Annotated in this window: 29 protein-coding genes; 10 read left to right on the top strand and 19 right to left on the bottom strand. The window is 59.8% G+C overall.

From position 1 onward, the window contains the following. Nucleotides 1-167: 167 nt before the first annotated feature. The 9 genes from ACYZTZ_RS19580 to ACYZTZ_RS19540 form a co-directional block, all read right to left on the bottom strand. Nucleotides 168-1070, bottom strand: a complete 903-nt coding sequence (locus tag ACYZTZ_RS19580) for a metal ABC transporter substrate-binding protein (RefSeq protein ID WP_461999437.1) — start codon at nucleotides 1068-1070, stop codon at nucleotides 168-170. Next, nucleotides 1071-1970 (bottom strand): metal ABC transporter permease, encoded by a 900-nt coding sequence (locus ACYZTZ_RS19575; protein ID WP_401354711.1) that lies wholly within the window; start codon nucleotides 1968-1970, stop codon nucleotides 1071-1073. Then, nucleotides 1970-2818 (bottom strand): metal ABC transporter ATP-binding protein, encoded by an 849-nt coding sequence (locus tag ACYZTZ_RS19570; protein WP_461999436.1) that lies wholly within the window; start codon nucleotides 2816-2818, stop codon nucleotides 1970-1972. Before ACYZTZ_RS19570 ends, ACYZTZ_RS19575 begins: the two co-directional genes overlap by 1 nt. Next, nucleotides 2815-3741 (bottom strand): metal ABC transporter substrate-binding protein, encoded by a 927-nt coding sequence (locus ACYZTZ_RS19565; protein ID WP_461999435.1) that lies wholly within the window; start codon nucleotides 3739-3741, stop codon nucleotides 2815-2817. Before ACYZTZ_RS19565 ends, ACYZTZ_RS19570 begins: the two co-directional genes overlap by 4 nt. Before the next feature lie 35 nt (nucleotides 3742-3776). Further along, nucleotides 3777-4349 (bottom strand): DUF6162 family protein, encoded by a 573-nt coding sequence (locus ACYZTZ_RS19560; protein ID WP_461999434.1) that lies wholly within the window; start codon nucleotides 4347-4349, stop codon nucleotides 3777-3779. Further along, on the bottom strand, nucleotides 4346-4675 hold the full coding sequence (locus tag ACYZTZ_RS19555; protein ID WP_461999433.1) for a hypothetical protein: 330 nt from the start codon (nucleotides 4673-4675) through the stop codon (nucleotides 4346-4348). Before ACYZTZ_RS19555 ends, ACYZTZ_RS19560 begins: the two co-directional genes overlap by 4 nt. Then, entirely contained in the window at nucleotides 4672-5214 is a 543-nt protein-coding gene (locus ACYZTZ_RS19550) for a thiamine pyrophosphate-binding protein (protein ID WP_461999432.1), read from the bottom strand. The genes ACYZTZ_RS19555 and ACYZTZ_RS19550 overlap by 4 nt, the downstream gene beginning before the upstream one ends. Continuing rightward, nucleotides 5211-6410, bottom strand: a complete 1200-nt coding sequence (locus ACYZTZ_RS19545) for a PepSY-associated TM helix domain-containing protein (protein ID WP_461999431.1) — start codon at nucleotides 6408-6410, stop codon at nucleotides 5211-5213. Before ACYZTZ_RS19545 ends, ACYZTZ_RS19550 begins: the two co-directional genes overlap by 4 nt. A gap of 399 nt (nucleotides 6411-6809) precedes the next feature. Then, nucleotides 6810-7268 (bottom strand): VOC family protein, encoded by a 459-nt coding sequence (locus ACYZTZ_RS19540; RefSeq protein ID WP_461999430.1) that lies wholly within the window; start codon nucleotides 7266-7268, stop codon nucleotides 6810-6812. Between the two features lie 268 nt (nucleotides 7269-7536). On the opposite strand from ACYZTZ_RS19540, the gene ACYZTZ_RS19535 reads away from it, so the two are divergent. From ACYZTZ_RS19535 to ACYZTZ_RS19525, 3 genes are all read left to right on the top strand, one after another. Beyond that, complete coding sequence (locus ACYZTZ_RS19535) at nucleotides 7537-8751, top strand: SfnB family sulfur acquisition oxidoreductase (RefSeq protein ID WP_461999429.1); 1215 nt, start codon at nucleotides 7537-7539, stop codon at nucleotides 8749-8751. Between the two features lie 2 nt (nucleotides 8752-8753). Next, nucleotides 8754-9419 carry a methionine ABC transporter permease gene (locus ACYZTZ_RS19530; RefSeq protein WP_033059210.1) on the top strand — a complete coding sequence of 222 codons (666 nt, stop codon included), beginning with the start codon at nucleotides 8754-8756 and terminating at the stop codon, nucleotides 9417-9419. 75 nt (nucleotides 9420-9494) lie between these two features. Beyond that, nucleotides 9495-10265: a MetQ/NlpA family ABC transporter substrate-binding protein gene (locus tag ACYZTZ_RS19525; RefSeq protein WP_046054452.1), complete on the top strand. Its 771-nt coding sequence runs from the start codon at nucleotides 9495-9497 to the stop codon at nucleotides 10263-10265. Between the two features lie 126 nt (nucleotides 10266-10391). Here the strand turns inward: ACYZTZ_RS19525 and soxR are convergent, their stop codons facing one another. Then, nucleotides 10392-10859 (bottom strand): redox-sensitive transcriptional activator SoxR, encoded by a 468-nt coding sequence (soxR, locus tag ACYZTZ_RS19520; RefSeq protein ID WP_461999428.1) that lies wholly within the window; start codon nucleotides 10857-10859, stop codon nucleotides 10392-10394. Nucleotides 10860-10954: 95 nt separating this feature from the next. On the opposite strand from soxR, the gene ACYZTZ_RS19515 reads away from it, so the two are divergent. Further along, nucleotides 10955-11320: an antibiotic biosynthesis monooxygenase gene (locus tag ACYZTZ_RS19515; RefSeq protein ID WP_461999427.1), complete on the top strand. Its 366-nt coding sequence runs from the start codon at nucleotides 10955-10957 to the stop codon at nucleotides 11318-11320. Here the strand turns inward: ACYZTZ_RS19515 and ACYZTZ_RS19510 are convergent. From ACYZTZ_RS19510 to msuE, 4 genes are all read right to left on the bottom strand, one after another. Further along, the gene (locus ACYZTZ_RS19510; RefSeq protein ID WP_046049225.1) at nucleotides 11317-12420 is read right to left on the bottom strand and encodes a sigma-54 interaction domain-containing protein; all 1104 of its coding nucleotides are present in this window, start codon (nucleotides 12418-12420) and stop codon (nucleotides 11317-11319) included. The two genes, ACYZTZ_RS19515 and ACYZTZ_RS19510, sit on opposite strands and share 4 nt — an antisense overlap. A 23-nt stretch (nucleotides 12421-12443) precedes the next feature. Next, on the bottom strand, nucleotides 12444-13631 hold the full coding sequence (locus ACYZTZ_RS19505; protein ID WP_461999426.1) for an acyl-CoA dehydrogenase family protein: 1188 nt from the start codon (nucleotides 13629-13631) through the stop codon (nucleotides 12444-12446). Between the two features lie 135 nt (nucleotides 13632-13766). Next, nucleotides 13767-14912, bottom strand: a complete 1146-nt coding sequence (gene ssuD / locus ACYZTZ_RS19500) for an FMNH2-dependent alkanesulfonate monooxygenase (RefSeq protein ID WP_461999425.1) — start codon at nucleotides 14910-14912, stop codon at nucleotides 13767-13769. Between the two features lie 10 nt (nucleotides 14913-14922). Then, the gene (gene msuE, locus ACYZTZ_RS19495) at nucleotides 14923-15486 is read right to left on the bottom strand and encodes an FMN reductase (protein WP_046049228.1); all 564 of its coding nucleotides are present in this window, start codon (nucleotides 15484-15486) and stop codon (nucleotides 14923-14925) included. A 402-nt stretch (nucleotides 15487-15888) separates the two neighbouring features. Here msuE and ACYZTZ_RS19490 point away from each other — a divergent pair, with 402 nt between their 5' ends. The 4 genes from ACYZTZ_RS19490 to ACYZTZ_RS19475 all read left to right on the top strand — a co-directional run bounded on the left by ACYZTZ_RS19490 (nucleotide 15889) and on the right by ACYZTZ_RS19475 (nucleotide 20110). Continuing rightward, nucleotides 15889-16158 (top strand): hypothetical protein, encoded by a 270-nt coding sequence (locus ACYZTZ_RS19490; RefSeq protein ID WP_056742349.1) that lies wholly within the window; start codon nucleotides 15889-15891, stop codon nucleotides 16156-16158. A 101-nt stretch (nucleotides 16159-16259) separates the two neighbouring features. Beyond that, nucleotides 16260-16874: a LysE family translocator gene (locus ACYZTZ_RS19485; RefSeq protein ID WP_046054456.1), complete on the top strand. Its 615-nt coding sequence runs from the start codon at nucleotides 16260-16262 to the stop codon at nucleotides 16872-16874. A 204-nt stretch (nucleotides 16875-17078) separates the two neighbouring features. Continuing rightward, nucleotides 17079-18236 (top strand): cysteine desulfurase family protein, encoded by a 1158-nt coding sequence (locus ACYZTZ_RS19480; protein ID WP_461999424.1) that lies wholly within the window; start codon nucleotides 17079-17081, stop codon nucleotides 18234-18236. 65 nt (nucleotides 18237-18301) lie between these two features. Beyond that, nucleotides 18302-20110, top strand: a complete 1809-nt coding sequence (locus tag ACYZTZ_RS19475; protein WP_461999423.1) for an aminopeptidase P family protein — start codon at nucleotides 18302-18304, stop codon at nucleotides 20108-20110. On the opposite strand, the gene ACYZTZ_RS19470 is transcribed toward ACYZTZ_RS19475, so the two are convergent. Next, complete coding sequence (locus ACYZTZ_RS19470; RefSeq protein ID WP_461999422.1) at nucleotides 20103-21011, bottom strand: LysR family transcriptional regulator; 909 nt, start codon at nucleotides 21009-21011, stop codon at nucleotides 20103-20105. The genes ACYZTZ_RS19475 and ACYZTZ_RS19470 overlap by 8 nt on opposite strands. A gap of 116 nt (nucleotides 21012-21127) precedes the next feature. Between ACYZTZ_RS19470 and ACYZTZ_RS19465 the strand changes: the two genes are divergently transcribed. Then, nucleotides 21128-22126, top strand: coding sequence for a zinc-dependent alcohol dehydrogenase family protein (locus tag ACYZTZ_RS19465; RefSeq protein WP_461999421.1), 999 nt, complete (start codon nucleotides 21128-21130; stop codon nucleotides 22124-22126). On the opposite strand, the gene ACYZTZ_RS19460 is transcribed toward ACYZTZ_RS19465, so the two are convergent. Both ACYZTZ_RS19460 and ACYZTZ_RS19455 read right to left on the bottom strand, forming a co-directional pair. Next, complete coding sequence (locus ACYZTZ_RS19460) at nucleotides 22123-22713, bottom strand: 2-hydroxychromene-2-carboxylate isomerase (RefSeq protein ID WP_461999420.1); 591 nt, start codon at nucleotides 22711-22713, stop codon at nucleotides 22123-22125. The two genes, ACYZTZ_RS19465 and ACYZTZ_RS19460, sit on opposite strands and share 4 nt — an antisense overlap. A gap of 36 nt (nucleotides 22714-22749) precedes the next feature. Next, nucleotides 22750-23478 carry an SDR family oxidoreductase gene (locus tag ACYZTZ_RS19455; protein WP_102616716.1) on the bottom strand — a complete coding sequence of 243 codons (729 nt, stop codon included), beginning with the start codon at nucleotides 23476-23478 and terminating at the stop codon, nucleotides 22750-22752. Between the two features lie 92 nt (nucleotides 23479-23570). On the opposite strand from ACYZTZ_RS19455, the gene ACYZTZ_RS19450 reads away from it, so the two are divergent. After that, complete coding sequence (locus ACYZTZ_RS19450) at nucleotides 23571-24131, top strand: TetR/AcrR family transcriptional regulator (RefSeq protein WP_461999419.1); 561 nt, start codon at nucleotides 23571-23573, stop codon at nucleotides 24129-24131. A 15-nt stretch (nucleotides 24132-24146) separates the two neighbouring features. Here the strand turns inward: ACYZTZ_RS19450 and ACYZTZ_RS19445 are convergent, their stop codons facing one another. Both ACYZTZ_RS19445 and rhtA read right to left on the bottom strand, forming a co-directional pair. Continuing rightward, nucleotides 24147-24428, bottom strand: a complete 282-nt coding sequence (locus tag ACYZTZ_RS19445) for a hypothetical protein (protein ID WP_041069802.1) — start codon at nucleotides 24426-24428, stop codon at nucleotides 24147-24149. 168 nt (nucleotides 24429-24596) lie between these two features. Further along, complete coding sequence (gene rhtA / locus ACYZTZ_RS19440; RefSeq protein WP_056742334.1) at nucleotides 24597-25484, bottom strand: threonine/homoserine exporter RhtA; 888 nt, start codon at nucleotides 25482-25484, stop codon at nucleotides 24597-24599. Nucleotides 25485-25544 lie beyond the last annotated feature (60 nt).

Here is a 25544-nt window from a genome sequence, read left to right as displayed (position 1 = left end):
TGAACCAGTAAGGTCAGCGGGCTTTTTCAGATCTGGCATTTGTGTCGTTTGTCGGGCCGCTTTCGCGAGCAAGCCCGCTCCCACACTTGACCGAGTTGTCCGGGCGGATGCGGTCAAATGTGGGAGCGGGCTTGCTCGCGAAGAACGATAACGCGGACTAACTGACGTTACACGCCACTCAACCCCTTGATCAGCAAATCCACATTCCCCTCCAGCTCGGCCACCGGATCCGCCGCATCCACACTCAACACCACCAACCGACTCCCGGCCTCGGCAATCACCGCTTTCACCGCCTCCGACGGCTGTCGGTGGTGCAACACCACCGCCACGTCGTTGTCCTTGAGCGTCGTACCCAATTGCTTGAGCGCTTCGGGTGTCCATTCGGCATCCGGCCGCGCATCGAGGCCGATCAGCTCCAGGTTGAGACCGCCGATCAGATAGCCAAAGTGATCACTCAGGCTCATCACGCTGAGGTTGTCGGCACTGGCCAGTCGCGCTTCGCTGTCGGCGCTGAACTTGAGCAAGCGCTGTTTGAGCGCCGCCAGGTTGGCCTCGATCTTCGGCTTGGCCTCGGGCGCCAGACGCACCAGGTCCGCCGCCATCACGTCCGCCATCCGCCCCATGTTGTTGCTGGAGAACCACGGCTGACTGTTCAACCCATCAACCTTGTTGCCAGGCTGCACGGCGATGCCGGGCAGGGCGCCGTCCACCGGGCGTGCGGCGTCGACCTCGACGATGCGGATGTTGCTACGCCGGGAGATCGGGTACAGCGGATCATCCGCCCACAGCGAGCGCAGACCAATCACTGCATCGGCGTCGGTCGCCAGTTTGGCCAGTGCCGGAGCGCCACGACCTGTGAAGTACGCAGTCTGACGGCTGCCGGGCAGGTTCGCCGGCGCGGCACGTTCAAGGTTGACGTCGGTGCCTTTGAGCAAAACTTCGCCCAGCCCGTAAGTGATCGGCAACGACGCCAGTACGCGCAGCGGTTTGGCGCTGTCCGCCGCGATGGATGTATTGACCAGCCCGCACAGGGCTGCGGCCAGGGTCAGTTGACGCAGAGAGAAAGACATTTATCCGAGATTCCCTTTCAGGCTGGGGACAACGCCACGCGCAATGGCGGCGAGAGCGAAGGCGATACCGGCCACCAGAATGATCGCGGCACCGGACGGGATAGGCAGGTCGAAGACAATCGGCGCAAGGATCCCGCACAGCGTGCTGACCGTGGCGATCAGCACCGAGCACCAGAAGAAGCCCTTCAGCGACTGACTCAACAATCGCGCCGCCGCCGCTGGAATCACCAAAAGCGCGCCGACCAGAATCGCGCCGATGACTTTCACCGCCGCCACGGTGATCAGGGTCACCAGAATCACAAACAGATAATCCAGGGTCTTCACCGCCACACCACGGACCGCCGCCAGTTGCGGATTGAAACTGGCCAGCATGATGCGGTTGTACAACGGCAAGGACAGCGCCATGACCAGCGAACCGACGATGGCCAACACCAGCAGGTCATTGCCGTTGACGGTCAGCACCGAACCGAACAGCACGTTTTCGAGGATGTGCACGTTGATCTTGCCCGCCAGAATCAGCAGCAGACTGGCACCCAGCGCCAACGACACCGACAGAAACACACCGATCAAGGTATCCGGCGCCAGACCCGTGCGGTTGCGCAGGTAATTCAGCAAAATGCCGAACAACAAGCAGTAGCCGAACAGACTGCCGTAAGGCCCGGTGTACGGTTCGCCCAGCAGAATGCCGATGGCCACGCCGGTCAGCGCCGCGTGGCCCACCGCTTCGGAGAAAAAAGCGAAACGCTTGACCACCACCAACGTGCCCAAACCGCCCAGCACCGGGCCGATCAGCAAACCGGCGAGCAACGCGTTGACCACAAATCCATAGGCCAGCGCCTCAGGCAGATAACCTGACGAGGCCCAACCCTGGACCATCAAACGAAAGGCTTCGTAACTCATCAGGCAGCGCTCCGTGGATGGGTCGAAAACAGGGTCAGCAGGCGTTCCGGGGTCAGCGCCTGTTTCGGCGTGGCATCGAACAGCACCCGGCGATTGAGCCCGGTGACCCGATCCGCCAGACGACCCACGGCTTCCAGATCATGCTCGATCCACAGCACGGTGATGCCGCTCTGGCGCCAGTCGCCGAGCAGCCGTTCGAACACCTGAATTCCCGCCTCATCCAAAGCCGACATCGGTTCATCCAACACCAACAATTGCGGCGCCGGAATCAACCCTTGAGCCAGCAACACACGCTGACGCTCACCGCCGGACAACGCACCCATGCGCCGCTTGCGTTTGTCCTGCATGCCGACCCGCTCCAGGGCTTCGCCAATCGCGGCGGCGTAGTGCTTGCTCAACCCGAGAAACGCCGGACGCCGCTGGCACATCGCGGCCATGAAATCGTCGACGGTCATCGGCAAGCCGCGATCAAATTCCAGGGCTTGAGGCACGTAGCCGATGGTCCCCGGTGTGCCGGGCCATTGCAGACTCAAGCGACCTTGATGCGGCATCTGCCCGAGCAGGGTCTTGATCAGCGAACTTTTACCGCCGCCGTTGGGGCCGACCAGCGCATGCACGCTGCCGGGCTGGACCTGAAACGTGACGTTGTCGAGGATCGTCGTGCGGCCCAGCGTCAGGCTGACTTCCGCGAAACCCAAGGTCGGCCCCGAAACCTGTGGGAGTGAGCCTGCTCGCGATTGCGGTGTGTCATTTAACGATGATGTTGACTGACTGGACGCCTTCGCGAGCAGGCTCGCTCCCACAGGGGATTCGGGGTTGGTCGAACTGATGGTTTCTTTCGCCGTCATGCCCCGGACTCCTGAATCGCCCGGACCACGGTGTTGAGGTTGCCGGTCATTTCCTTTTCATACTTGTCGGCGGTGTATTCGCCATAGGAAATGTGCGACAGCGGGTACAGCTTCACCCCGGATTCACGCTGGATGGTCTCGACGTAGGTGGACGGGAAATCCATCTCCGAGAAGATCACCTTCACGTCCAGTTCACGCAGTTGATCGATGGTCTTTTTCAGCTGGCTCGGGCTCGGTTCGATGCCGTGCGCCGGCTCGACCACTGCGGTCACTTCCAGGCCGAATTCGCGCAGCAAATAGTCGTACGCCGCGTGAACCGTGGCCACCCGCAGTTCGGCGTTCGGCGCCTGGGTCAGTTTCGCCAAGGCGTCAGCGCGCATCTGCCGCAGGCGTTTGCCGTAGGCGCGGGCGTTCTGGGTGTAGGTCTTGGCGTTGGCCGGGTCGAGCTTGCCCAGTTCCCGGGCGATGTTGTTGACCTGGGCAATTGAGGCGCTGATCGACAGGAACGTGTGCGGGTTTACGACCTTGCCGGCACCGCGAGCGGCGACGCCGGTGGCGGCCAGCAACGGCACGTTTTCGTTGGCTTCGATCACCGGGACGTTCGGCGTTTCGCTGGCGGCGATCATACGGTCGGCGAAGTCGTCATGGCCGACGCCGTTGAGCACGACCACGTCCAGCCCGCTGATGCGCTTGATGTCTTCGGCGCGCGGTTCGTAGGCATGCGGGTTGAAACCGGCCGGAATCAGCGGCACCACCTCGGCCTTGTCACCGACGATGTTCGCCACGTAGCTGTAATAAGGGTGCAGGGTGATGCCGATGCGCAGGCGCTTGGCCTCGTCGGCACTGGCCAGCGGGGTCAGCAGACAAGCCAGTAAACCGACCAACATCAGGCGCAAGAAAGAACGTTGAGATGAAATAGGCATGGGAAAGCGGTCTTCTCTCGGGTGAAGGCGAGGGTTCAGTGCCGGTGCTGGCGGGTCACGCCGGCATCGAATTGCGCGACGATCTGCTGCCAGCCAGCGCTTTCGAGTGCGGCGTCGGTGAGGTCGGTCGGGGCAGCGAGGGCGTTGCCGCGGTTGAGCCAGACGTCCGGCGCATCGTCGTCAGCGGTCAAACGCATCAGAAACGAACCCGCCACGGTGGGCGTCTGGCTCTGGCCGAAGTAAGCCGTGGCGTCGAGTAATTGCCAGGCATGACCGCCACGGCTGACGGAACTGGCATCCTGGGCGAACGGCGCAAAACCTTCATCGGCAAGGGCTGCGGGGGCGGGTAGCGCCTGTTGCTCCTGACGCAGCAGGTGAATCTCGTCGAGCGTCACCCGCAGGTCGGCGTAGATGCCTTGCTCGGATGCGCTCAAGTCACGGCGTGCGTCCAGTTGATGGCTGCCCACGCTGCTGACTTCCTGAGACTCACCGCGCCAGGCGACCACCGAGCCGGCCACCGCGAGGATCATCAGGCACAACAGCAACACGTAGAGGGTTTCATGGCCGGCACCGGCCGGGCGGACGATTTGCGTAGTCGGCGTACTCATGGGGCTTCGATGTCCGCTTGGTCGATCTCGACGACGTGGCCAGGGCCAGCATCGAACAGCACGTAGAATTCGGCGCTGGGCTTCTTGAAGGTCAGGGTCGAATCGGCGCCGAGCTTGCCCGGCACCAGGATGGTTTCGTCGTAGCCGATCACGTCCAGGGTCACCCCGGGGGCGCCGCTGCCGTCGGAGAAACCGCCGGTGCATTTGATCTGCTCGGCGTCGATGGCTTTGCATTCGCACATCGGGTTGTGGGCCAGGGCGCTGGCGCTGAAACCGACGCAGAGCACCAGCAGCGCAGCGCTTAGAGGACGTATAACGTTGATCATGGTTTGCCTCCTTGTTGGTTCAGCCAGGCGAGGGTGGCCGGGGATGCCTGGCTCAGGGGGACGGAGGCCTGATGCATGGCGCCGTCCCAGCCTTCCATGGTGATCCACAGCTCGGCGTCGGCTTTGGTCTTCTCGGGGATCGGCAACATCGCGCCCATGCGGTACGGCGTGCCGAAGAAAATCACCCCGGCAGCGCGCAGGCTGCGCGGTTTGCCAATGCGCAGGTACGTCGCCTTGACCTGATTGCGACAGCTGTCGCACAGCGCCGCGTTGAAGCTTTTCATATAGCCGGCCGGACCATCGAGGGTCGGTGCTTCGTTTCGCAACTCGGCCAGGCGCAGGCTCCAGGGGCCGACCTGAACCTCGCCGATCTCCCGCTCGCCCAGGCCGGTGTCACCGCGAAACAGCGCAGCGTCGGCGAAGTACTTGGGCATGAACCCCAGCGGCACCAGCAACAGCAGAACGTTGATGTGGAAGCGCCATTTGTGCCAGAAACGGCTCAGTTTCGAGCCCGGTTTATCAGCGGCGAACAGGCTCATTGGCTGACCTCCGTGGTTTCACGGCTGTTGGCCGGAGCGGTCTGACTGCGCGGGCGTTTATGGCCGCGCTTGAGGGCGTTGGCCGTGGCCAGGGCGGTGCGCTTGGTCCAGATCAACAGGCCGCTGAGGACCATCATGCTGAGGATCAGGCCGAAGAAGAACCAGATCAGCTTGATCCAGATGCCGCCGAAATCCCCGGTGTGCAGAGGACGCATGGACTCGGTCACCAGCTCCAGGCCGGAGCGGTCCGACAACAGGCGGGTGGCAGCGATGTCGCCGGTGTACGGGTTGATGTCGGCAGTCTGGAACATCAGCGGATACCAACTGCGCCCGCCTACCGAGAGGTAGCTATAGGCATTGGCGGGCAGGCTGACGAAGCTGTCGTCCAGTCCGGGAATACGTTCCTTGGCTTCGCGAATCGCCGTCTCCAGGCTGATCATCGGCGCCGGCGAACCGTCGGCAGTCAGCGGGACACTTTCCCGCGGAACCACGGCAGCCACCGGCGCGGTGGAAATCGAAATCTGGTTATCGAACATGAACGCCTGAATCAGAAACCAGGTGCTGGTGATGGAAATCACCGCGATGAACCAGATCGACCAGATGCCGCTGAGGCGGTGAAAGTCGCCCCAGAAAATCCGTGCACCGTGACGAATGCGCAACGTCGGTCGCAAGAATCCTTTCCAGAAGCGCTTGTAGACCACCAGCCCGGTGACCACCGAAGCCAGCAGCGGCAAGCTCAGGAATGACACCAGGTACCAGCCCCAGCTGTAACCGTTGGTGAACGGCACCAGCCACCAGCCGTGCAGGGCGCGGGTAAACGCCTTGAAATTGAATTGTGGGGCAGTGCCCTGAATCACGCCGCTGTAGGGATTGACGTAAACCGTCACCGAGCGACCGTCGGGGTAGCTGACGTCCACGTCGAGGGCGAAGTGCGATTCATCGGGTCGGCTGATGGCCTCAACCAGCGTGTTGGGCTCAGCCTTCTTGATGGCGGCGATGATCTGGTCATAACTGAGCAGCGGCGCATCGTCCGAAGGTTGGCTGGCGCGCATTTGCGGGTTGGCCAGCCAGACGATTTCCTGGCTGACCACCGCCAGGGTGCCGGTCACGCAGACGATCAGTACGAAAAACCAGATCGGCAATGCCAGCCAGCTATGGACCAGAAACCAGAGTTTTGAGCGGGATTTCTTCGACATGATTAAAGGTCTTGTTTCGATGAGTGGGCCTCTGCTGCGGGCTTCCCAGCGATGAGGTCCATGAAGGGCCGGGTCGTGGCTTTTGCCTACGCGGGCCGACTGCATCTAAATAAGACGGATGAGCATCGAAAATCCCGAAGGGGGATATGAAAGAAAATGTTTCGTATTGCAATGAAGCCTGCCCTTTGTGGGAGCGAGCCTGCTCCGGGCGGCGTTCCGACGATTGCAATCTTCAATTCAACATCGTTGTTGGCTGACCCAACGCCATCGCGAGCAAGCTCGCTCCCACATGGGATCTTCTGTGATCACATTATTTGTGAACACCCAAGATCAAACTGTGGGAGCGAGCTTGCTCCGGGCGGCGTTCCGACGATGAGGCCAGATCAGGCACTGAAGATTTCAACCCTGTTTAAACATCTCCTGCGCCCGCTGCTCGATCTGCTCCTGAGTCAGATCTTCCTTGCGCGTAGCCAGAAACCACAGATGCCCATAGGGATCCTTCAGGGTTCCCGAGCGGTCGCCATAAAACTGATCCTTGACCTCGGACACCACCGTGCCGCCAGCGGCAATCGCCTGTTTATAAGACTTGTCCACATCGTTCACATACAGATGCAGCCCCACGGACGGCGACTTGTCCGGATTGCTCAGTGGCCCCTGATCGCACGGCGTGCCAAGCATGATCGGGCAATCGCCGATGCGCAGTTCAGCGTGGCCGATGCCGCCATCGGGCATGGACAGGCGCATGACTTCAATGGCGCCAAAAGCTTTCTTGTAGAACTCGATGGCTTCGGCCGCTTTTTGAATCCCCAGATACGGGGTGATGCTGTGATAACCCTCTGGAATAGGTTTGACGCTCATGGCTGTTCTCCCTGTTTTTGTTGTCCGTCGAGAAATATCCTGTGCCGCTTTCCGGCCGGATAACTATAGGTCAGCCTCTTTTCTGCAACCGAGTGTCCGACGAGCAGCAGCACCACTGTTCAGCCATCAACAGCGAAGCAGCAGATTGCTCTTGCTCGTTATCTCGAGATCGCGAAAATACCGTTGAACGTCCCGAAAACATTGGCTCTGACGGTCAGGCACAGAAGCTGCAATGCCCTCTGGTAAACATTGGTACCGAGAGACTTGTATGCCTGAATCTGCCATTTATCCGATCAACCCACCGGCCGCCCATCGGATCGCCAACGAAGCCGAAGCCCTGCGGGTCGCCGAAAAGGTCGCCGCGATCCTGCTGGAACAAGACGCTGAGCGCGACCGCACCCGCCAAGTGCCCGCCGAGATCGTCGATCTGTACTCCAACAGCGGTTTGTGGGGCATCAGCGTGCCGAAGGAGTTTGGCGGCGCGCAGGTGTCCTATGCGGTGCTGGCGCAGGTCATCGCGATCATCTCGGCGGCCGATCCGTCCCTGGGGCAAATCCCGCAAAACCATTATTGCCTGCTGGAAGACATTCGCCTGCAAGGCACGCCTGAGCAGCAAGCGCACTTCTTCGAACTGGCGCTGCAAGGTCATCGTTTTGCCAATGCCTTGTCGGAAACCGGCGGCAAGAACGTGCAGGACATTCAGGCGACCATTCGCCGTTACGGCGACGGCCATGTGATCAATGGCCGCAAGGGTTATTGCACCGGTTCGCTCTACGCCCACTGGCTGGCGGTGCTGGCGCTGGACGAAGAGCAGAAGGGCCAGCTGGCCTTCGTCGAGCGCGGCACCAAAGGGCTGGTGATCATTGACGACTGGGACAGCATCGGTCAGCGCACCACCTCCAGCGGTACGGTGCTGGCCGAAGATCTGCACGTCTCGGCGTTTAATCTGTTCCCGACGTATCGCTCTTATGAAACACCCACCCTGGCGGGCCCGTTCGCGCAGTTGACCACCGCCGCCATCGATGCCGGCATCGCCCGCGCGGCCCTGCGTGACACCATCGCATTCGTCCAGCAGTTCGCTCGCCCGTGGATCGACGCCGGAGTGGAAAAGGCCAGTGAAGATCCGCTGACCATCATTCAGGTCGGCGGCCTGGAGATTCGTCTGGAAGCGGCCGAAGCCTTGCTGGAACGCGCCGGTTGGGCGCTGGATGCCGCACGTTCGGCACCTGACGAAGACAACGTTGCACAAGCCTCATTGGCCGTCGCCAAAGCCAAAGTACTGACCACCGAAATCGCCATCGAAGCCAGCAACAAGCTCTTCGAACTCGGCGGCACCCGCTCGACCCTGAGGAAACACAACTTCGACCGCCACTGGCGCAACGCCCGGGTCCATACCCTGCATGATCCGGTGCGCTGGAAGTATCACGTGGTCGGCAACTGGCTGCTCAATGGCGTCAAACCCCCGCGCCACGACTGGTCGTGACCATGGCCGAGTGGCTGAAAAATATCTATTGGGCCGACATCGCCCAGGCCTGCCTCGACACCCTGAGCATGCTCGGCGCCGCCCTAGGTTTTACCGTGCTGCTGGGCCTGCCGCTGGGCGTGGTGTTGTTTCTCACCGGCAAGCGCCAATTGCATGAAGCGGTCGGTGTTTATCGGGTGCTGTCGGTGATCGTGAACATGTTGCGCTCGCTGCCGTTCATCATTTTGCTGATCGTGCTGATTCCCCTGACCACTTTGTTGGTCGGCACTTCACTTGGCGTGCCGGGGACGATCCCGCCGCTGGTGGTGGGTTGCACGCCGTTCTTCGCGCGGCTGGTGGAAACCGCCTTGCGCGAAGTCGATCGCGGGGTCGTGGAAGCGACTCAGGCGATGGGCGCCAACACGTGGCAGATCATCCGCCACACCTTGTTGCCCGAAGCACGGGGAGGGTTGCTGGCCGCGGTCACGGTGACCGCGATTGTGCTGGTGGATTACACGGCGATGGCCGGGGTGATTGGTGGCGGTGGCCTTGGTGACCTGGCGATCCGCTATGGCTACCAGCGTTTTCAGACCGACGTAATGGTGGTCACCGTGGTGCTTCTGCTGATCCTGGTCCAGGCCCTGCAAATGACCGGCGACCGATTGGTGGCGCGCTACAGCCGACGATAAAAACTCGATTCAACCCTTAAAAATCGGCCCAACGTCCACCCCACGATGGCCACTCAATCTGCCTAGGAGCACACCATGAAAAAGACCCTGGCCATTCTGGCTGCCGTCCTGTCGTTCAACGCTCACGCCAACGAAAAACTCATCGTCGGTGCCACTCCGGTGCCGCACGCGGAAATCCTCGAATTCGTCAAACCGACCCTGGCCAAGGAAGGCGTGGACCTGGACATCAAGGTCTTCACCGACTTCATCCAGCCCAACCAGCAACTGGCGTTGAAGAACCTCGACGCCAACTATTACCAGTACCGGCCATTTCTTGATGACTTCAACAAAACCCGCCATACCGATCTGGTGCCGGTGGTCGGCGTGCACATTGAACCGTTTGGCGCTTACTCGACCAAAATCAAAAACATCGCCGAGCTGAAGGATGGCGCCACGGTGTCGATTCCCAATGACCCGGTGAACACCGGTCGAGCACTGGTGCTGTTGCACGAAGCCGGCCTGATCAAGCTCAAGGACCCGAGCAACACCCTGGCTACTCAGCGCGACATCATCGAAAACCCCAAGCACCTGAAAATCCGTGAACTGGAAGGTGCATTGCTGGCGCGGTCGGTGAGTCAGGTGGACCTGGCGTTTGTCTTCGCCAACTACGCACTGGAAGCGGGGATTGATACCAATAGCGCGCTGATCGTCGAGAAGGGCAAGAGTTTGTACATCGAGTTTCTGGTCGCGCGCCCGGACAACATCAATGATCCAGGCTTGCAGAAACTGGCCAAGGCGCTGAATTCCGATGAGGTTCGGCAGTTCATTTTGACCCGCTACAAAGGGCAGATTGCGCCGGGATTCTGAATCTTCGTTGACTGGCGGGACGCCATCGCGAGCAAGCTCGCTCCCACAGGGATCTCAATTGGCTGCAAAACTTGCATCCGACTCCGATCAAATGTGGGAGCGAGCCTGCTCGCGATGGCCGCGCCGCTATTTTGGACCAGCCGTCGACTCCAGCAGCTGCGCCCCCGGCCCGCGTTCCCCCAGCACATCGCCAAAGTTGCGCAACGGACACGCCTCCATCGACAGACACCCACAGCCAATGCAGCCATTGAGCTTGTCCCGCAGCAAGGTCAGCTGATTGATCCGCTCATCCAGATCCCGACTCCACTGCGCCGACAACACCTTCCAGTCCGCCGCCGTCGGCGCCCGATTGTCCGGCAGCGATTTCAATGCCTCGCCAATCTCCGCCAACGGAATCCCCAATCGTTGAGCCACTTTGATCAACGCCACTCGCCGCAACACTTCCCGGGGATAACGCCGCTGGTTGCCCTGGTTGCGATTACTTTTGATCAACCCCTTGGATTCGTAAAAGTGCAATGCGGTGACCGCGACGCCGCTGCGCGCAGCCACTTGGCCGACGGTGAGTTCTTTATGCAGATTTTCCGAGGTGATCATTTAAAAAATGCCCCTTGACCTCAAGTTAACTCGAGGTTTTACCCTGCAAGCCTTCGGATCGCAAGATCCGGCTTACAGGTCAGTGGGGACTCTTCATGCAACTGTCAGAGAAAAATCGCAGCTTCACCCAATTGATTGAATTCGAGATTGAACCCCATCAACAGCCCGCACTGGTGTCGGCGCTGTCGAAGCAGACCGAACGTCTGGCCCAGGACTTCACAGGTTTTTTGAGTGCCAGCATCCAGGCCAGCGCCGATGGCCGGCGAGTGCTCAACTACCTGCAATGGCAAACACGCGAAGCGGGAGAAGCCGCGTTTCAAAGCTTTGAAAGCGGGGAGCAGGATTTCTGGCAACTGATCCGCGCCCACCAGGCGAAAACCGTGACCTTCGGCTCGTTCCAGGTGCTGCACAGCCTGGAACGCAGCCACGACAACGCGCTGCACTGCAATCTGGTGGGTTAGATCGACAGCTGCATGACACGCTCGCCCTGAAGGTTTTCCGTGGGCCGGCGTTTGTTCACCGCCAGTTCGCCAATCTTGATCAGTCGCGTGCGCGTTACGTTGCGGCTCAACCCCAGTAAGGCTGCAGTGTGCACCTGGTTGTAATGGCTGAAGCGATAAGCGGCTCGCAGCAACGCGTCTTCGACTTTCTCGTGCAGCGCCCCGGCCTGCTCTTCGAAAAGTTTTTGAAAGGCCCGATCGAGCAGGGCCTCCGGTGAATCGTCGACGGTGCTGTGGTAATCGTCCTGACGCTCGATGCGCATGTTCGACAGGCGCAAATCGTCGCGTTCGATCACGCCGTTTCGGCAGATCAGCAGGGTGTGGTGAATGACGTTTTCCAGTTCACGGATGTTGCCCGGCCAGCTGTAGCTGCGCAGTTTCAGTTCGGCCTCTTTGCTGATGGTGATGGTGCCGTAGCCGAGGCGCTGGCTGTAGGCTTCGACGAAGTGTCGGGTCAGCGGCAGGATGTCGCCGGGGCGGTCGCGCAGCGGGCTCAACTCTAGGCTGACCACGTCGAGGCGGTAGTACAAATCCTCGCGGAAATGCCCGGCGTTGATGGCTTTCTCCAATTGCACATTGGTTGCGGCCAGCACGCGCACGTTGATGGGAATGCTCTTGCGCGAACCCAGTCGCACCACTTCGCGCTCCTGCAACACCCGCAACAACTTGACCTGAATCGCCATCGGTAAATCGCCGATTTCGTCGAGGAACAACGTACCGCCGTCGGCCTCTTCGAACCATCCGGCCTTGGCGCTCAACGCACCGGTGAAGGCACCTTTTTCATGGCCGAACAATTCGGCTTCCACCAGGGATTCGGAGAACGCGCCGCAATTCACTGCCACAAAAGGCCGGTTACGGCGGGCGCTGAGGTTGTGGATATGTCGCGCCACCAGCTCCTTGCCGGTGCCGGTTTCGCCGATGATCAGCACGCTGGCTTCACTCGGTGCGACTTGTTGAATGTGGGCGAGCAAGGCCTGGGATTTAGGGTCTTCGAACACCTGCGCCGTGGCGCGGATCGAGGTGGCCAGAGCGGGCGAGGGCGGTAAGGTCAGCAGTTGCATGGGCAGGCTCCATGAATAGAAGGCTATGAATAGAAAGTCGGAATCGGCAGGGACTGGTTGAGCGCCCAGTCACCGAGTTCATGGAGTTTGTAATCCACCGGGTCGTGCAGAGTTTGCGTACGCAGGTTGCGCCAGTGGCGGTCCAGTCGCAGTGAGGCATGAGTTGAACGGGCGCCGGTCACTTCGAACAATCGGCTACAGAGCTCCAGACCGTTGCGGGTGGCAGCGACCTTGGCCGTGGCGATGGCGTTAGCCAGGTGCCCGCGTTCTTCGGCGCTGAGGTTCGGGCCTTTGGCCCAGGCCTTGTCGAGCAACCCGGCAGCGCGCTCCACCAGCAGTCGAACACTTTCGAGGGCGACCCAGAATTCGCCGTAGTGGCCGAGTACATAAGGATCCTGACGCACATCCTGAGCACTGGATTTGTGCCACGGACGGGTCTCGGTGAGGGTGTATTGCCGCGCCTCTTCGAAGGCACCTTCGGCGATGCCGAGGAACATGTGGGTGAAGGTCAGCTGGGCAATCAACGGCCGCAGGCAGGCGAATGGCGTACTCAGCGGGCCCGGATCGAGCAGCAGTTCCGATTCTTCGACCCGCACCCGTTCGAATGTCGCGCTGCCGCTGTCGGTCTGGCGCTGGCCCATGTTGTTCCAGTCGTTGTGCAAGGTGATGCCGCTGCGACCGCTGGGAATCGCCGCGATCAACAGCTTGCCGCCGGCGCTTTCATCCACCGCCGAGGCGATCAGCATTTCCGAATCGCTGGCGCCAGAGCAGAAGCTTTTCTTGCCGGAAAACTCACGCCAGCCACCGAGGTTTTTCACCACGGTGCGGGTGTCCAGCGGATTGAGGGCGTTGCCCCAGAACCAGTTCTTGCGCGCGGTCTGTTCGAACCACGGCTGCCACTGCTCGGGCCGGGCGAACAGGCGCACGGTGGCGAGCATCAGGTGATGGAAGCCGAAGACATGGGCAATCGAACTGTCGACCTTGGCGAATTCACGCACGATGGTCAGGGTGTCACTCCAGCTGGCACCGTGGCCGCCGTATTGGGTGGGAATGCTTAACGCGAGCAGACCGCTGTGGCGCAAGGCATCACGTTCGGCTTTGGGCGTACCGCCACGTTCATCGCGCTCGACAGCGGTCAGGGCAAACTCGGCGGCCAATCGACGGGCGGTCTGCAAGGGGGATATCAGGGCGCTTTGCGGTTTGGCAGTCACACGGGGTTCCTCATAAAAATCGACGCAATCCCCCTGTGGGAGTGAGCCTGCTCGCGATGGCGCCATAACAGTCGAAATAAATGTCGATTGGACGGACGCCATCGCGAGCAGGCTCGCTCCCACAGGGTTTCTGGGTCAGGCCGTGGCTTTGGTCGGGAGCACATCATTGGCAATCATTTCGCCAAACGGCCCGGTGAGATTAGTGACGCCGCGCCCCGCAAGGCTGGCATACGGCTCAGGCAACAACGGGAACACCAACTCGGCAAAGCGATAAGCCTCTTCGAGGTGCGGATAGCCAGAGAAGATGAAACTCTCGATCCCCAGGTCCGCGTACTCCTTGATTCGCGCCGCCACTTGCTGCGGATCGCCCACCAACGCCGTCCCGGCGCCGCCACGCACCAGACCGACGCCGGCCCACAGGTTGGGGGAGATTTCCAGGTTGTCACGACGCCCGTCATGCAACGCGGCCATGCGCCGCTGACCTTCGGAATCGAAACGCGAGAATGACTTTTGCGCGGCCGTGATGGTCTCGTCGCTGATGTGCTCGATGAGTTTATCCGCGGCTTTCCAGGCTTCTTCGGCGGTCTCGCGAACGATCACGTGCAAGCGAATCCCGAACTTCACCGTGCGACCGTTTCGCGCAGCACGTTCACGCACATCGGCCAGTTTTTCGGCCACGGCGGCCGGTGGTTCGCCCCAGGTCAGGTAGACATCAACCTGCTCGGCGGCCAGTTCATGGGCTGCCTCGGAAGAGCCGCCGAAGTACAGCGGTGGATACGGTTTTTGCACCGGCGGATACAGCGCCTTGGCGTTCTGCACTTGCAGGTGTTTGCCTTCGAAATCCACCGATTCGCCTTGCAGCACCCGGCGCCAGATTTTCAGGAATTCGTCGGTCACTTCGTAGCGTTCGCTGTGATCGAGGAAGATGCCGTCGCCACGGTTTTCATCCGGGTCACCGCCGGTGACCACGTTGATCAGCAAGCGGCCATTGGACAGTCGATCCAGTGTTGCGGCCATGCGCGCCGAGACCGTCGGCGAGATGATCCCCGGCCGAATCGCCACCAGGTAACGCAGGCGTTCGGTCAGCGGCACCAGCGCCGAAGCAATCACCCACGAATCCTCGCAGGAGCGCCCGGTGGGAATCAGTACACCGTGGTAGCCGAGGCTGTCGGCCGCCTGAGCCACTTGTTTCAGGTAGTTGAGTGTCACCGGGCGTGCGCCCTGAGTGGTGCCCAGGTAATGGCCGTCGCCGTGAGTCGGCAGAAACCAGAAAACATCCATGAAGAAATCCTTAAGCGATTTTCAGCAGATTTTTGGGGTGCACGCCAAACAACGGCGCCGCGCGTTCTGCAGCAAGGCGTATGCGGGCCTTCAAGGGCTCACTGGTTATTTGGTAATTGGAGAAATCGGCTTCAGTGGCATAGACGCCAATCGGCAAGGTCAATGCCTGGAAGAAACTGAACAGCGGCCGCAACTGGTGATCGAGCACCAGTGCATGGCGTTCGCTGCCTCCGGTGGCGGCCAGCAATACCGGCGTGTCGATCAGCGCGTTGAGGTCGATCAGGTCGAACAGATGCTTGAGCAGTCCAGGGTAGGAACCGCGATAAACCGGCGCGGCGACGATCAGCAGGTCGGCGTTCTCGATCGCTTGCAGCTCGGCTTCGATCTCGGCGCTCAACTCCTGACGGGACAGCGCGGCACCCAACGGTCGGGCGATGTCACCCAGTTCAATCAGTTTGCTTTCAATCGGCAATTGCTCGGCCAGTTGCGCCAACAGCGCCTGGGTCAGCACCAACGTACGGGACGGACGCCAGGTACCGCCGGAGAGGGCAACGACTTTCAATGGACGCGACATGATCAGTTCCTTTTTAAACAGTTGCTCAGGGAGCAGTGAGTAGTCACTGACAGAGAGCAAGAGCTGTACCAATCCCTCGGAGCCCAGATTTACGGGGCTTTCAGCGCGTTGGCCGGTAGACACTGTACGAATGGCAGAGCTGTTTGTTGAATGACTGTTGCTTGGCAAACAGTTGCTTGGGCAACAGTGCGTGCAGCGATGACAGTTGTTATAAAGGCTCAGTGTTATTCCGTAAAAGACCGTAAATTAATATTTATAGATCGTTTAGAGATATAAGACGCTCTAACTGAGCGGTATTAGGCAAAGTCGATAGCCACTATCGAGAGCGTTGATTTCTGCTGATCGGATGCCCGGCGTAGCCTGTGTTCATTGCCCGAACCCAGATACACCAGGACGCTCACCATGAAACCTCTAATCGCTACTTTCTTGCTGCTTGCGGTCTCCGTGCTCGCCGGATGTGCCAGCCATGTTTCCCCGGAACTACGGCCGTACACCGCGGAAGAAACCAGAGAATTGGCACTTGAGGCGTTGAATCGTCGCGGACTGTCTTTCGACGAATACCACGCGAAAAAAGCCGAATTGCTCGGCCAGCCGCAAAAGTCGTTCAGTTTCGACAAACAAGGCGAGATGAACGCCGAACGTGCTGTACAGCTTCATGGTCGTCCTAGCTGATCGAAAACTGTACCGCTCGAAGTTTCACGTAACTGTCCATGGGTTTCCCTGAAGTCCTGCGATAGGGTCAACACCTGACTGACCCCAATGGACTGCCACCCATGACGCTCTCGCTCGATTTGCTGCTGGGCTTTGCCCTGTTTGCGCTTGTCACCTCGATTACTCCCGGCCCCAACAACACAATGCTGCTGGCATCGGGCGTGAACTTCGGCTTTAACCGCACCATCCCCCACATGCTTGGCATCACCTGCGGCTTCTTCGTACTCGTCGTGGCGGTAGGTTTCGGCTTGGGCGCCGTGTTTCAAACCTATCCTTTGCTCTACAGCGTGCTGCGTTACGTCGGCGCGGCGTATTTGTTGTATCTGGCGTGGAAAATCGCCCGTTCGGGACCGGTTTCCGAGAGTGAAAAGGGCGAGAGCAAGCCGATCAGCTATTTGGGCGCCGCAGCGTTCCAGTGGGTCAATCCCAAAGCCTGGATCATGGCCATCGGTGCCATCAGCACCTACACGCCAATGCAGGGTTATTTCACCAACGTGATCGTGATTGCGGCCGTGTTCGCCTTGATCAACCTGCCGAGCGTCAGTGTCTGGGCAGGCTGCGGCACGTTGTTGCGCAACGTGTTGAAGGATCGCCGCTGGTTGCGGCTGTTCAACTGGGGCATGGCCTTGCTGCTGGTGGCTTCGCTGTATCCGTTGTTGCTCGAAAGCTTTAGCTGACGCATTGCTTCAACCGGTTGCCCGATGCCTGTTAAGCTCGACTTCAGGAGCGTTCCTACGCACTTTTAAATGAAGTTGTTCTTCTTTAACGGCCTCCGATCAGGTATTTCTAACGCTCTGAATGATCGGCGCAGCTCACGAGGCTGCGCTTTGACGTTTCAGTGACGAGCCTCCTGATCCCGGAACATGCTCTGCGAGTCTTCTATGAATAAACGTCCTCTGTATTTCGACTACGCCGCCACCACGCCGGTGGATGAGCGAGTCATCAAGGTCATGGTCGAGTGTCTGGGTTTTACCGGCAACTTCGGCAATCCGGCGTCCAGCTCCCATGCGTTCGGTCAACAGGCCCGGCAAACGGTTGAGCAGGCGCGGCGTCAGGTCGCCGAACTGGTCGGCGCCCAGGCGGACCAGATCGTCTGGACCTCCGGCGCCACCGAATCGAACAACCTTGCCCTCAAGGGCGTGGCCCAGGCCCGTGGCGTTTCTGGCGGCCACATCATCACCAGCCAGATCGAACACAAAGCGATTCTCGACACGGCGAAGCAGTTGCAGGACGCCGGTGTTGCGGTGACCTATCTGGTGCCTGACGCCGAGGGTTTGATTACCCCGCAAGCGGTCAGCGAAGCGATGCGCGAAGACACCTTTCTGGTGTCGCTGATGCTGGTCAACAACGAGCTGGGCACCGTCAACGACATCTTGGCCATCGGCGAAGTCGTGCGTGCTCGCGATGCGTTGTTCCATGTCGACGCGGCTCAAGGTGCAGGCAAAGTGGTGATCGACCTGGCCCGGTTGCCAGTGGATCTGATGTCATTTTCCGCCCACAAGATTTACGGCCCAAAAGGCATCGGCGCGCTGTACGTCGGGCCGCGCGCGCAGCAGCGTTTGCAGGCGCAGATTCACGGCGGTGGTCACGAGGGCGGTTTGCGTTCCGGCACCTTGGCAACTCACCAAATCGCTGCCATGGGTGTGGCGTTCTCGTTGGCGGCCGCCTCGTTCGATGAAGAGAAAGCCACGATCGAGCGGTTGCGCGAGCGCTTGCTCGAACAGCTGCTGAGTATTCCCGGCGTTCGCCTCAATGGCAGTCCGACCCAGCGCATCCCCCATACCCTGAGCCTGACCTTCAATGAAGGCGAGTTCAACTCCGCGGCGTTGAGCACCTCGATCGCGTTTTCCGCGACCTCGGCCTGCAACTCCGCCAGCAATGCGCCCTCCCATGTGCTGCTGGCCCTGGGGCATGACGCCCGCTCGGCGAGTCGCACCATTCGCTTGAGTCTCGGCCGGTTCACCACCGAGCAAGACATCGACCAAGCGGTACACCTGATTAAAGCGGCCTGCGCCAGTGCTCCGGCATTCTGGCAATAAGGTCTGAAAGTGTCGGCGTTGATCGGCACTCAACAATAATGATGAAGTGATTAGCAGGAGACATGATGAGTACGCAGCCTTCGATCAATGGATTGGTGCCTCAACGCCTGGCGCAAACCCGCGAACTGATGAGCCGGGAGGGTATTCATGCTCTGCTGGTGCCGTCGGCCGACCCACATCTTTCGGAATACCTGCCGGGTTACTGGCAAGGGCGGCAATGGTTGTCGGGCTTCCATGGCTCGGTCGGCACGCTGATCGTTACGCCGGACTTTGCCGGCGTCTGGGCCGACAGCCGTTATTGGGAACAAGCGACCAAGGAACTCAAAGGCAGCGGCATCGAACTGGTCAAGCTGCAACCGGGTCAGCCCGGCCCGCTGGACTGGCTGGCCGAGCAAACGCCTGAAGGCGGCGTCGTCGCGGTAGATGGCGCGGTAATGGCCGTGGCTTCGGCGCGTACTCTGGGTGGTAAGCTCGAAGAACGCGGCGCACGTCTGCGCACTGACATCGATGTGTTGAGCGAAGTCTGGAGCGACCGTCCGACGCTGCCGAATGAACCGATCTATCAACACCTGCCGCCTCAGGCGACAGTCAGCCGCGGCGAGAAACTGACCAAGCTGCGTGAGGTTTTGAAAGATCGCGGTGCCGACTGGCACTTCATCGCCACCCTCGATGACATCGCCTGGCTGTTCAACCTGCGTGGCGGCGACGTGTCGTTTAACCCGGTGTTTGTTTCTTTCGCGTTGATCAGCCAAGAGCAGGCGACTCTGTTCGTGGCGCTGAGCAAGGTCGATGCCGAACTGCGCGCAGTCCTCGAACAGGACGGCGTGACCCTGCGCGATTACAGCGAAGTGGCCGCCGCCTTGCGCGCCGTACCGAGCGGGGCGAGCCTGCAAGTCGATCCGGCGCGCGTCACCGCTGGCTTGCTGGAAAACCTGGATAGCGGTGTGAAGCTGGTCGAAGGCCTGAACCCGACGACGTTGGCCAAATCGCAGAAAAGCCTGGCCGATGCCGAACACATTCGTCAGGCCATGGAGCAGGACGGCGCGGCGCTGTGCGAATTCTTCACCTGGCTGGACACTGCGTTGGGCCGTGAACGCATCACCGAACTGACCATCGACGAACACCTGACGGCCGCGCGTACTCGACGTCCGGGTTATGTTTCGCTGAGTTTCAACACCATTGCCGCGTTCAACGCCAACGGCGCGATGCCGCACTACCACGCCACCGAAGAAGAACACGCGGTGATCGAAGGCGACGGTCTGTTGTTGATCGACTCTGGCGGCCAGTACCTGGGCGGCACCACTGACATCACGCGGATGGTGCCGGTCGGTACGCCGACCGCTGAGCAGAAGCGCGATTGCACGCGAGTGCTCAAAGGCGTGATTGCGTTGTCCCGTGCGCAATTCCCTCGTGGCATTCTTTCGCCGTTGCTCGATTCGATTGCCCGCGCGCCGATCTGGGCTGAAAGCGTTGACTACGGTCACGGCACCGGTCACGGCGTCGGCTACTTCCTCAACGTGCACGAAGGTCCGCAGGTCATCGCCTATCAGGCCGCTGCTGCACCGCAAACCGCGATGCAGCCGGGCATGATCACGTCCATCGAACCGGGCACTTACCGTCCAGGCCGCTGGGGTGTGCGGATCGAGAACCTGGTGTTGAACCGTGAGGCGGGCAAAAGCGAATTCGGTGAATTCCTGAAGTTCGAAACCCTGACCTTGTGCCCGATCGACACTCGCTGCCTGGAGCCATCGCTGCTGACCGATGACGAAAAGCAGTGGTTCAACGCCTACCACGCCGAGGTGCGCCAGCGCTTGAGCCCATTGCTCGACGGCGCAGCCCTTGAGTGGTTGAACACTCGGACTGCGGCTATTTGATCGGTTGGAGTTCAGGCGCTTCTTCGAGCGCCTGGCTCATGTAGTCGACAAAGGCTTTGACCCTGGCGGATTGGCGACGATTCGCCGGGGACACGGCATGAATTGGCAGCGACTGCGCGCTGTATTCCAGCAGAATCGCGGTCACACGTCCCGCCTTCAAGTCCTCGCTGAACAGCCAAACCGGCGACAGTGCAATCCCCAATCCCCCCAAAACCATCTCGCGAATCGCCTCGGAGTTGTTACTTTGTGCGTTGCCCTTGATTCGCACTTCGTGACGTTGTTCCTCTTTCTCGTAAACCCATAGGTTCTGACTGTTCAGCAGGTTGAACTGCAGGCAGTTGTGCTCGCTCAGTTCTTGCGGTGTTTGCGGGTGGCCGTGTTGCGCAAGGTAGTCGGGCGCTGCGACGGTCACTCGGTGGGTGGTGCCGATGCGGCGGGCAATCAATCCGCTGTCGTTCAACTCGCCGATCCTGAACGTGACGTCCAGTCCTTCACTGACCAGGTCCTGATTTTGATCGCTCAGTTGCAGATCAATTTGCACCTGGGGATATTTTTCGAGGAAAGCCGGCAGTCGCGGAGCAATCTGCAAGCGCCCGAAACTCACGGAAGATCCGATTTTCAGGTTTCCGGCAACAGCTTCGCGGCCGGAGTGAAAACTGTGTTCTGCGGAGTCTACGGCTGCCAGAATTTGTCGACATTCGCTGTAGTACCGCTGACCTTCGTCGGTCAGGGACAGTTGTCGGGTGCTGCGGGAAATCAGCTTTCCACCCAGCTCAGTTTCCAGTGCTCGCAGCACTTTGCTGATGGTCGGCTGGCTGGTCTGCAATTCCCGGGCGACGGCAGAAAAGCTGCCGCGTTCGACAACGCGGACGAAGATCGCCATTGCATTGAGTTTGTCCACGGGGTTTCTCGTTGATGCCAAATGGGCATGGTCACTATAGCTATATAGCGTCTTATCGGCATGAGTGAGTGGGAGGAAGATGAATCCCACAGCCACCTCTGACGGGAAATTGCGAAATGACTGACTCACTTGAAATGCGCGCTCTGATTGTTGATTCGGCCAATGGGGCTTTACGCTTGGCTTCCATTCAACGCCCCGTGCCTGGTGCGGGTCAGGTATTGGTCAGGATCAAGGCCAGTGGAGTGAACCCTCTGGATGGAAAGATTCGGTCGGGTCAGGCTGCTCATGCACGTCAACCGTTGCCGGCGGTGTTGGGGATGGATCTGGCGGGAACAGTGGCGGCATTGGGGGAGGGCGTCAGTGGATGGCTGCCGGGTGATGAGGTCTATGCGATGGCCACCGGCATTGGCGGTGCGCAGGGTTCACTGGCTGAATACGCCGCCGTCGATGCTCGGCTGCTGGCGCACAAGCCAGGCAATCTGAGCATGCGCGAGGCGGCTGGGTTGCCGTTGGTACTGATCACTGCGTGGGAAGGATTGGTGGATCGGGCGCGGGTTCGGGCGGGGCAGAAAGTGCTGATTCACGGTGGTGCGGGTGGTGTCGGGCATGTGGCGGTGCAAATTGCCCGGGCTTTCGGTGCCGACGTGTTTGCCACCGGGTCGGTCGGGAAGCAGGCGATCATTGAAGGGCTTGGTGCGACGTTTATTGATTACCGTAAATCTTCGGTTGAGGAGTATGTGGCTGAGCACACGGCGGGGGAGGGTTTCGATATTGTCTACGACACGGTGGGTGGTGAGACACTGGACGCTTCATTCAAGGCTGCCCGGGTCTACGAGGGACATGTCGTGAGTTGTCTTGGATGGGGGCAGCACAGTCTTGCGCCGCTCTCGTTTCGTGGGGCGACTTACTCCGGAGTGTTTACCTTGTTGCCGTTGCTGACTGGCAAGGGGCGCGAGCATCACGGGGAGATACTTCGGGAGGCTGCGCAGTTGATCGAGGCGGGTCAGTTGAAACCGTTGCTCGACCCTCGGCAGTTCACGCTGCAAACCGCCGAGGCCGCCCATGAGGTGCTCGATTCGGGAGCTGCGCAGGGGCGGTTGGTTGTCGAGATTTAACTCAGGGCTTCAAGGACGAAGTCCAGGCGATCCTGGCCGAAGAACAGCTGATTATCGACAAACATGCTTGGGGCACCGAATACGCCCCGTTGCACTGCTTTCTCTGTGTTGTCCTTGAGCGTGGCTTTGACTTCCTCGTCGGCGGTCAGGGCCAGCACCGCATTGGGCTCGAAACCGTTCTGTGTCAGTACTGACGCGACGGTTGCGAGGTCATCGAGGCTGCGGCCTTCAACCCACAGTGCGTGAAACAGGCAATCGATGAACGCCAGAAAGCGTTCGGGATGGCGCAATTGCATGCCGGTGACGGCGCGCATCAGCATCAGGGTGTTGATAGGAAAGTGGGGATTGAACTTCAGTGGCACGCCATAGCGCTTGGCATAGCGGTCCAGGTCTTGAAACATGTAGCGGCCCTTGGCAGGGACAGCCGCGGGGGAGGCGTTACCTGTGGCTTTGAAGACGCCGCCCAGCAAGATCGGTATGTAGATCAATTGGCTGTCGGTCTGCTCGCAGATTTTCGGCAGTTGGGTATAGGCCAGGTAGGTGGCGGGGCTGCCGAGGTCGAAATAGAACTCCACGGTTTTGCTCATGGTCGATGCGCTCTGTTTATTATTGTGGGGGAGGGCTTACCAGCGTTCGCTCCAGGGGCGCAGGTCCAGCTCGAAGGTCCATGCGTCACGGGGCTGGCTGTGCAGGTACCAATAGTTCTCGGCAATGTGCTCTGGATTGAGAATGCCGTCCTGATCCTTGGTCGCGTACTTTTCGGGGAAACTCTCGCGGATAAAATCGGTATCGATGGCACCGTCGACTACCACATGCGCGACGTGGATGTTCATCGGCCCCAGTTCACGCGCCATGCTTTGCGCCAGGGCACGAATCCCGTGCTTGGCGCCGGCGAACGCCGCAAATCCTGAGGCTCCACGCAGGCCTGCAGTAGCACCGGTGAACAAGATTGTCCCGCGTTGACGCTTGGCCATGCGCTTGGCCACTTCACGAGCGTTGAGAAATCCTGAGAAGCAGGCCATTTCCCATATCTTGAAATATTTGCGCGCGGTTTCTTCGAGAATGCTGCAAGGCACATTGGCGCCGATGTTGAAGACGAACGCTTCGATTGGGCCAATCTGGCTTTCGATCTGCTCAACCAACGCAATCACGTCCTCTTCCTTGCGTGCATCGCAGGCAAACCCGTGGGCTTCACCGCCATCGGCCTTGATGGCGTCCACCAACGGCTGGAGTTTGTCCGCGCTGCGGCGGGTGACACACGCCACAAATCCCTCCTGCGCAAAGCGTTTTGCAATGGCGCCGCCGGTGGCATCCCCGGCACCAACAACCAGTACGACCTTCTTGTTATTCATGGGTAGTTCCCTTTGCTAAACGATCGTTAACTAAACGAACGTTATGCTACGATTCAGTAAGCGTCAAGGCGATCAATCCTGAGGGCAAGGCAATGCGTTACTCGGCCAATCACAAACTGGAAACCAAAGAGAAGCTACTTGAAAGCAGTGCGGTGTCGGCCAAGAAGTCTGGTTTTTCAACGGTTGGTGTCGACGGTTTGATGAAGGCAATCGGCTTGAGTGGCGGGGCTTTCTACAGTCACTTTTCGTCGAAGGATGAGCTGTTCGCTTCAATCGTCGAGCGTGAGCTGTCTCAAAGCCTGGAGCGTTTAGGGGCGGACCAGAGTCGTGACAAGCTCAAGCGCTGCCTGAAACACTACCTGAGTATGGCCCATGTCGAGCACCCGGAATCCGGTTGTGCATTGCCGGCATTGGGGGCTGAGATTGCACGTTCAGACGTGATGATTCGTCAGCAGGCGGAGAACTGGATTTGTCGGCTTCAGGGGAGTTGGGCGCAAGTTCTGGAAAGCGACAGCCTGGCCTGGGCGATTCTGTCGCAATGTATCGGTGCGTTGGTCATTGCGCGAATGCTGGCCACACCGGACATTCAGCGTGCGGTACTGAAGTCCAGTTACGATGAGATTGGCCGCCAGATTGCAGGTCCACGAACCTGACAAGGCGGCATCAATCTATTTGCAGATGACGATCATGCTGCGGCTGGTATAGCCGGCAGGGTTGAGGCCGAACGGGTAATCGCCTGGTTCTTCCACAGCGTCCCCTGACTTGGCGATGACCTTGTAACCTTTGGGAGCGCACGAGTTGGCAGCGCTGGTGTAGCACTTGTCCCAGGATGACGACAGCCCGGAACAGTTGATATGCAGCCCTTTCTTGCCGTGTTTTACCTGGGTTTTCGATGTCGCCGCGCAGCCCGCAACCGCAAGTACGGCGATCAGTATCAAAATTCGTTTCATTACTGTCCTTATAGCGTCCCCGGATCTTTGCGCCCGGGTCTGGCTGCATTCGCTTTCGCTTGAAGCGTTCTGATGTCCTTATCTGAAAAATCCATGTCTGGCACTGGGTTACGGGTCTAAACATGGCCTAATTGCGCGGCAAATACCAGACCCTCGTCAAATCCTGTCTCAATCTGCAGCGACAGCAGGCTTGGCTGCACTCCCCATCGTCATGGTCGCGCCTATGGAAGCCAGAATGATGCACAGGATGGCCATCCATTGTGACAGTGAGAGGTACTCATGGAGAAACAACAGGCCTGACAGTGCGCCGATCGCAGGTTCAATGCTCATCAACGTGCCGAAGGTCCGGGTCGGGATTCGGGTGAGGGCGACCATCTCCAACGTGTAAGGCACGGCGGTGGACAGAATAGCGACAGCGATGGCCACGGGGATTAGCGAGGGAGTGAGCAGCGCGGCGCCAGCATGGACGATGCCGATTGGGGCTACAAAAAGTGCCGCAATCATCACCCCCAGTGCCGCGGTCTGCACGCCATTGTCGGCGCCGGCCTTTTGGCCGAACAGAATGTACAGCGCCCAGCAGACACCTGCGCCCAATGCATAACCGGCGCCTACCAGATCGATTCCCGCGGTCGTTTCTCCCATAGGTATTAACAGCAGCAAGCCGACGGCTGCCAGGGCGATCCACAAAAAGTCGATCGCGCGACGTGAGGCATAGATGGCTACCGCCAGTGGGCCGGTGAACTCCAGCGCAACCGCGATACCGAGGGGGACGGTTTGCAACGACATATAGAAGAGGAAGTTCATGCCGCCCAATGCCATTCCGTAGACGATGACGGTGCGCAGGGATTTTGCGGTGAGCTTCGCTCGCCAGGGGCGCAGTATCAGCATCATGATCACGCTGGCGAAGATTAGCCGCAGGGTGGTGGTCCCTTGCGCGCCGATAATGGGGAACATGCTTTTAGCCAGGGAGGCTCCCGACTGGATTGATGCCATGGCTATCAATAGCAGGCCAACCGAAAACAGGGTCGAGGCAAGGCTGCGAGGTTGGTCATTCATGGCGTGGCATCGTCCGAAGTAGGAAGCGAGAGTGTTATTGGGCAATATACTGCGCATTCA

It is taken from the genome of Pseudomonas sp. LB3P58, from assembly GCF_054897895.1.
The sequence above is the reverse complement of the archived record's forward strand: the minus strand, read 5'-3'. Positions and strand labels throughout refer to the sequence as shown.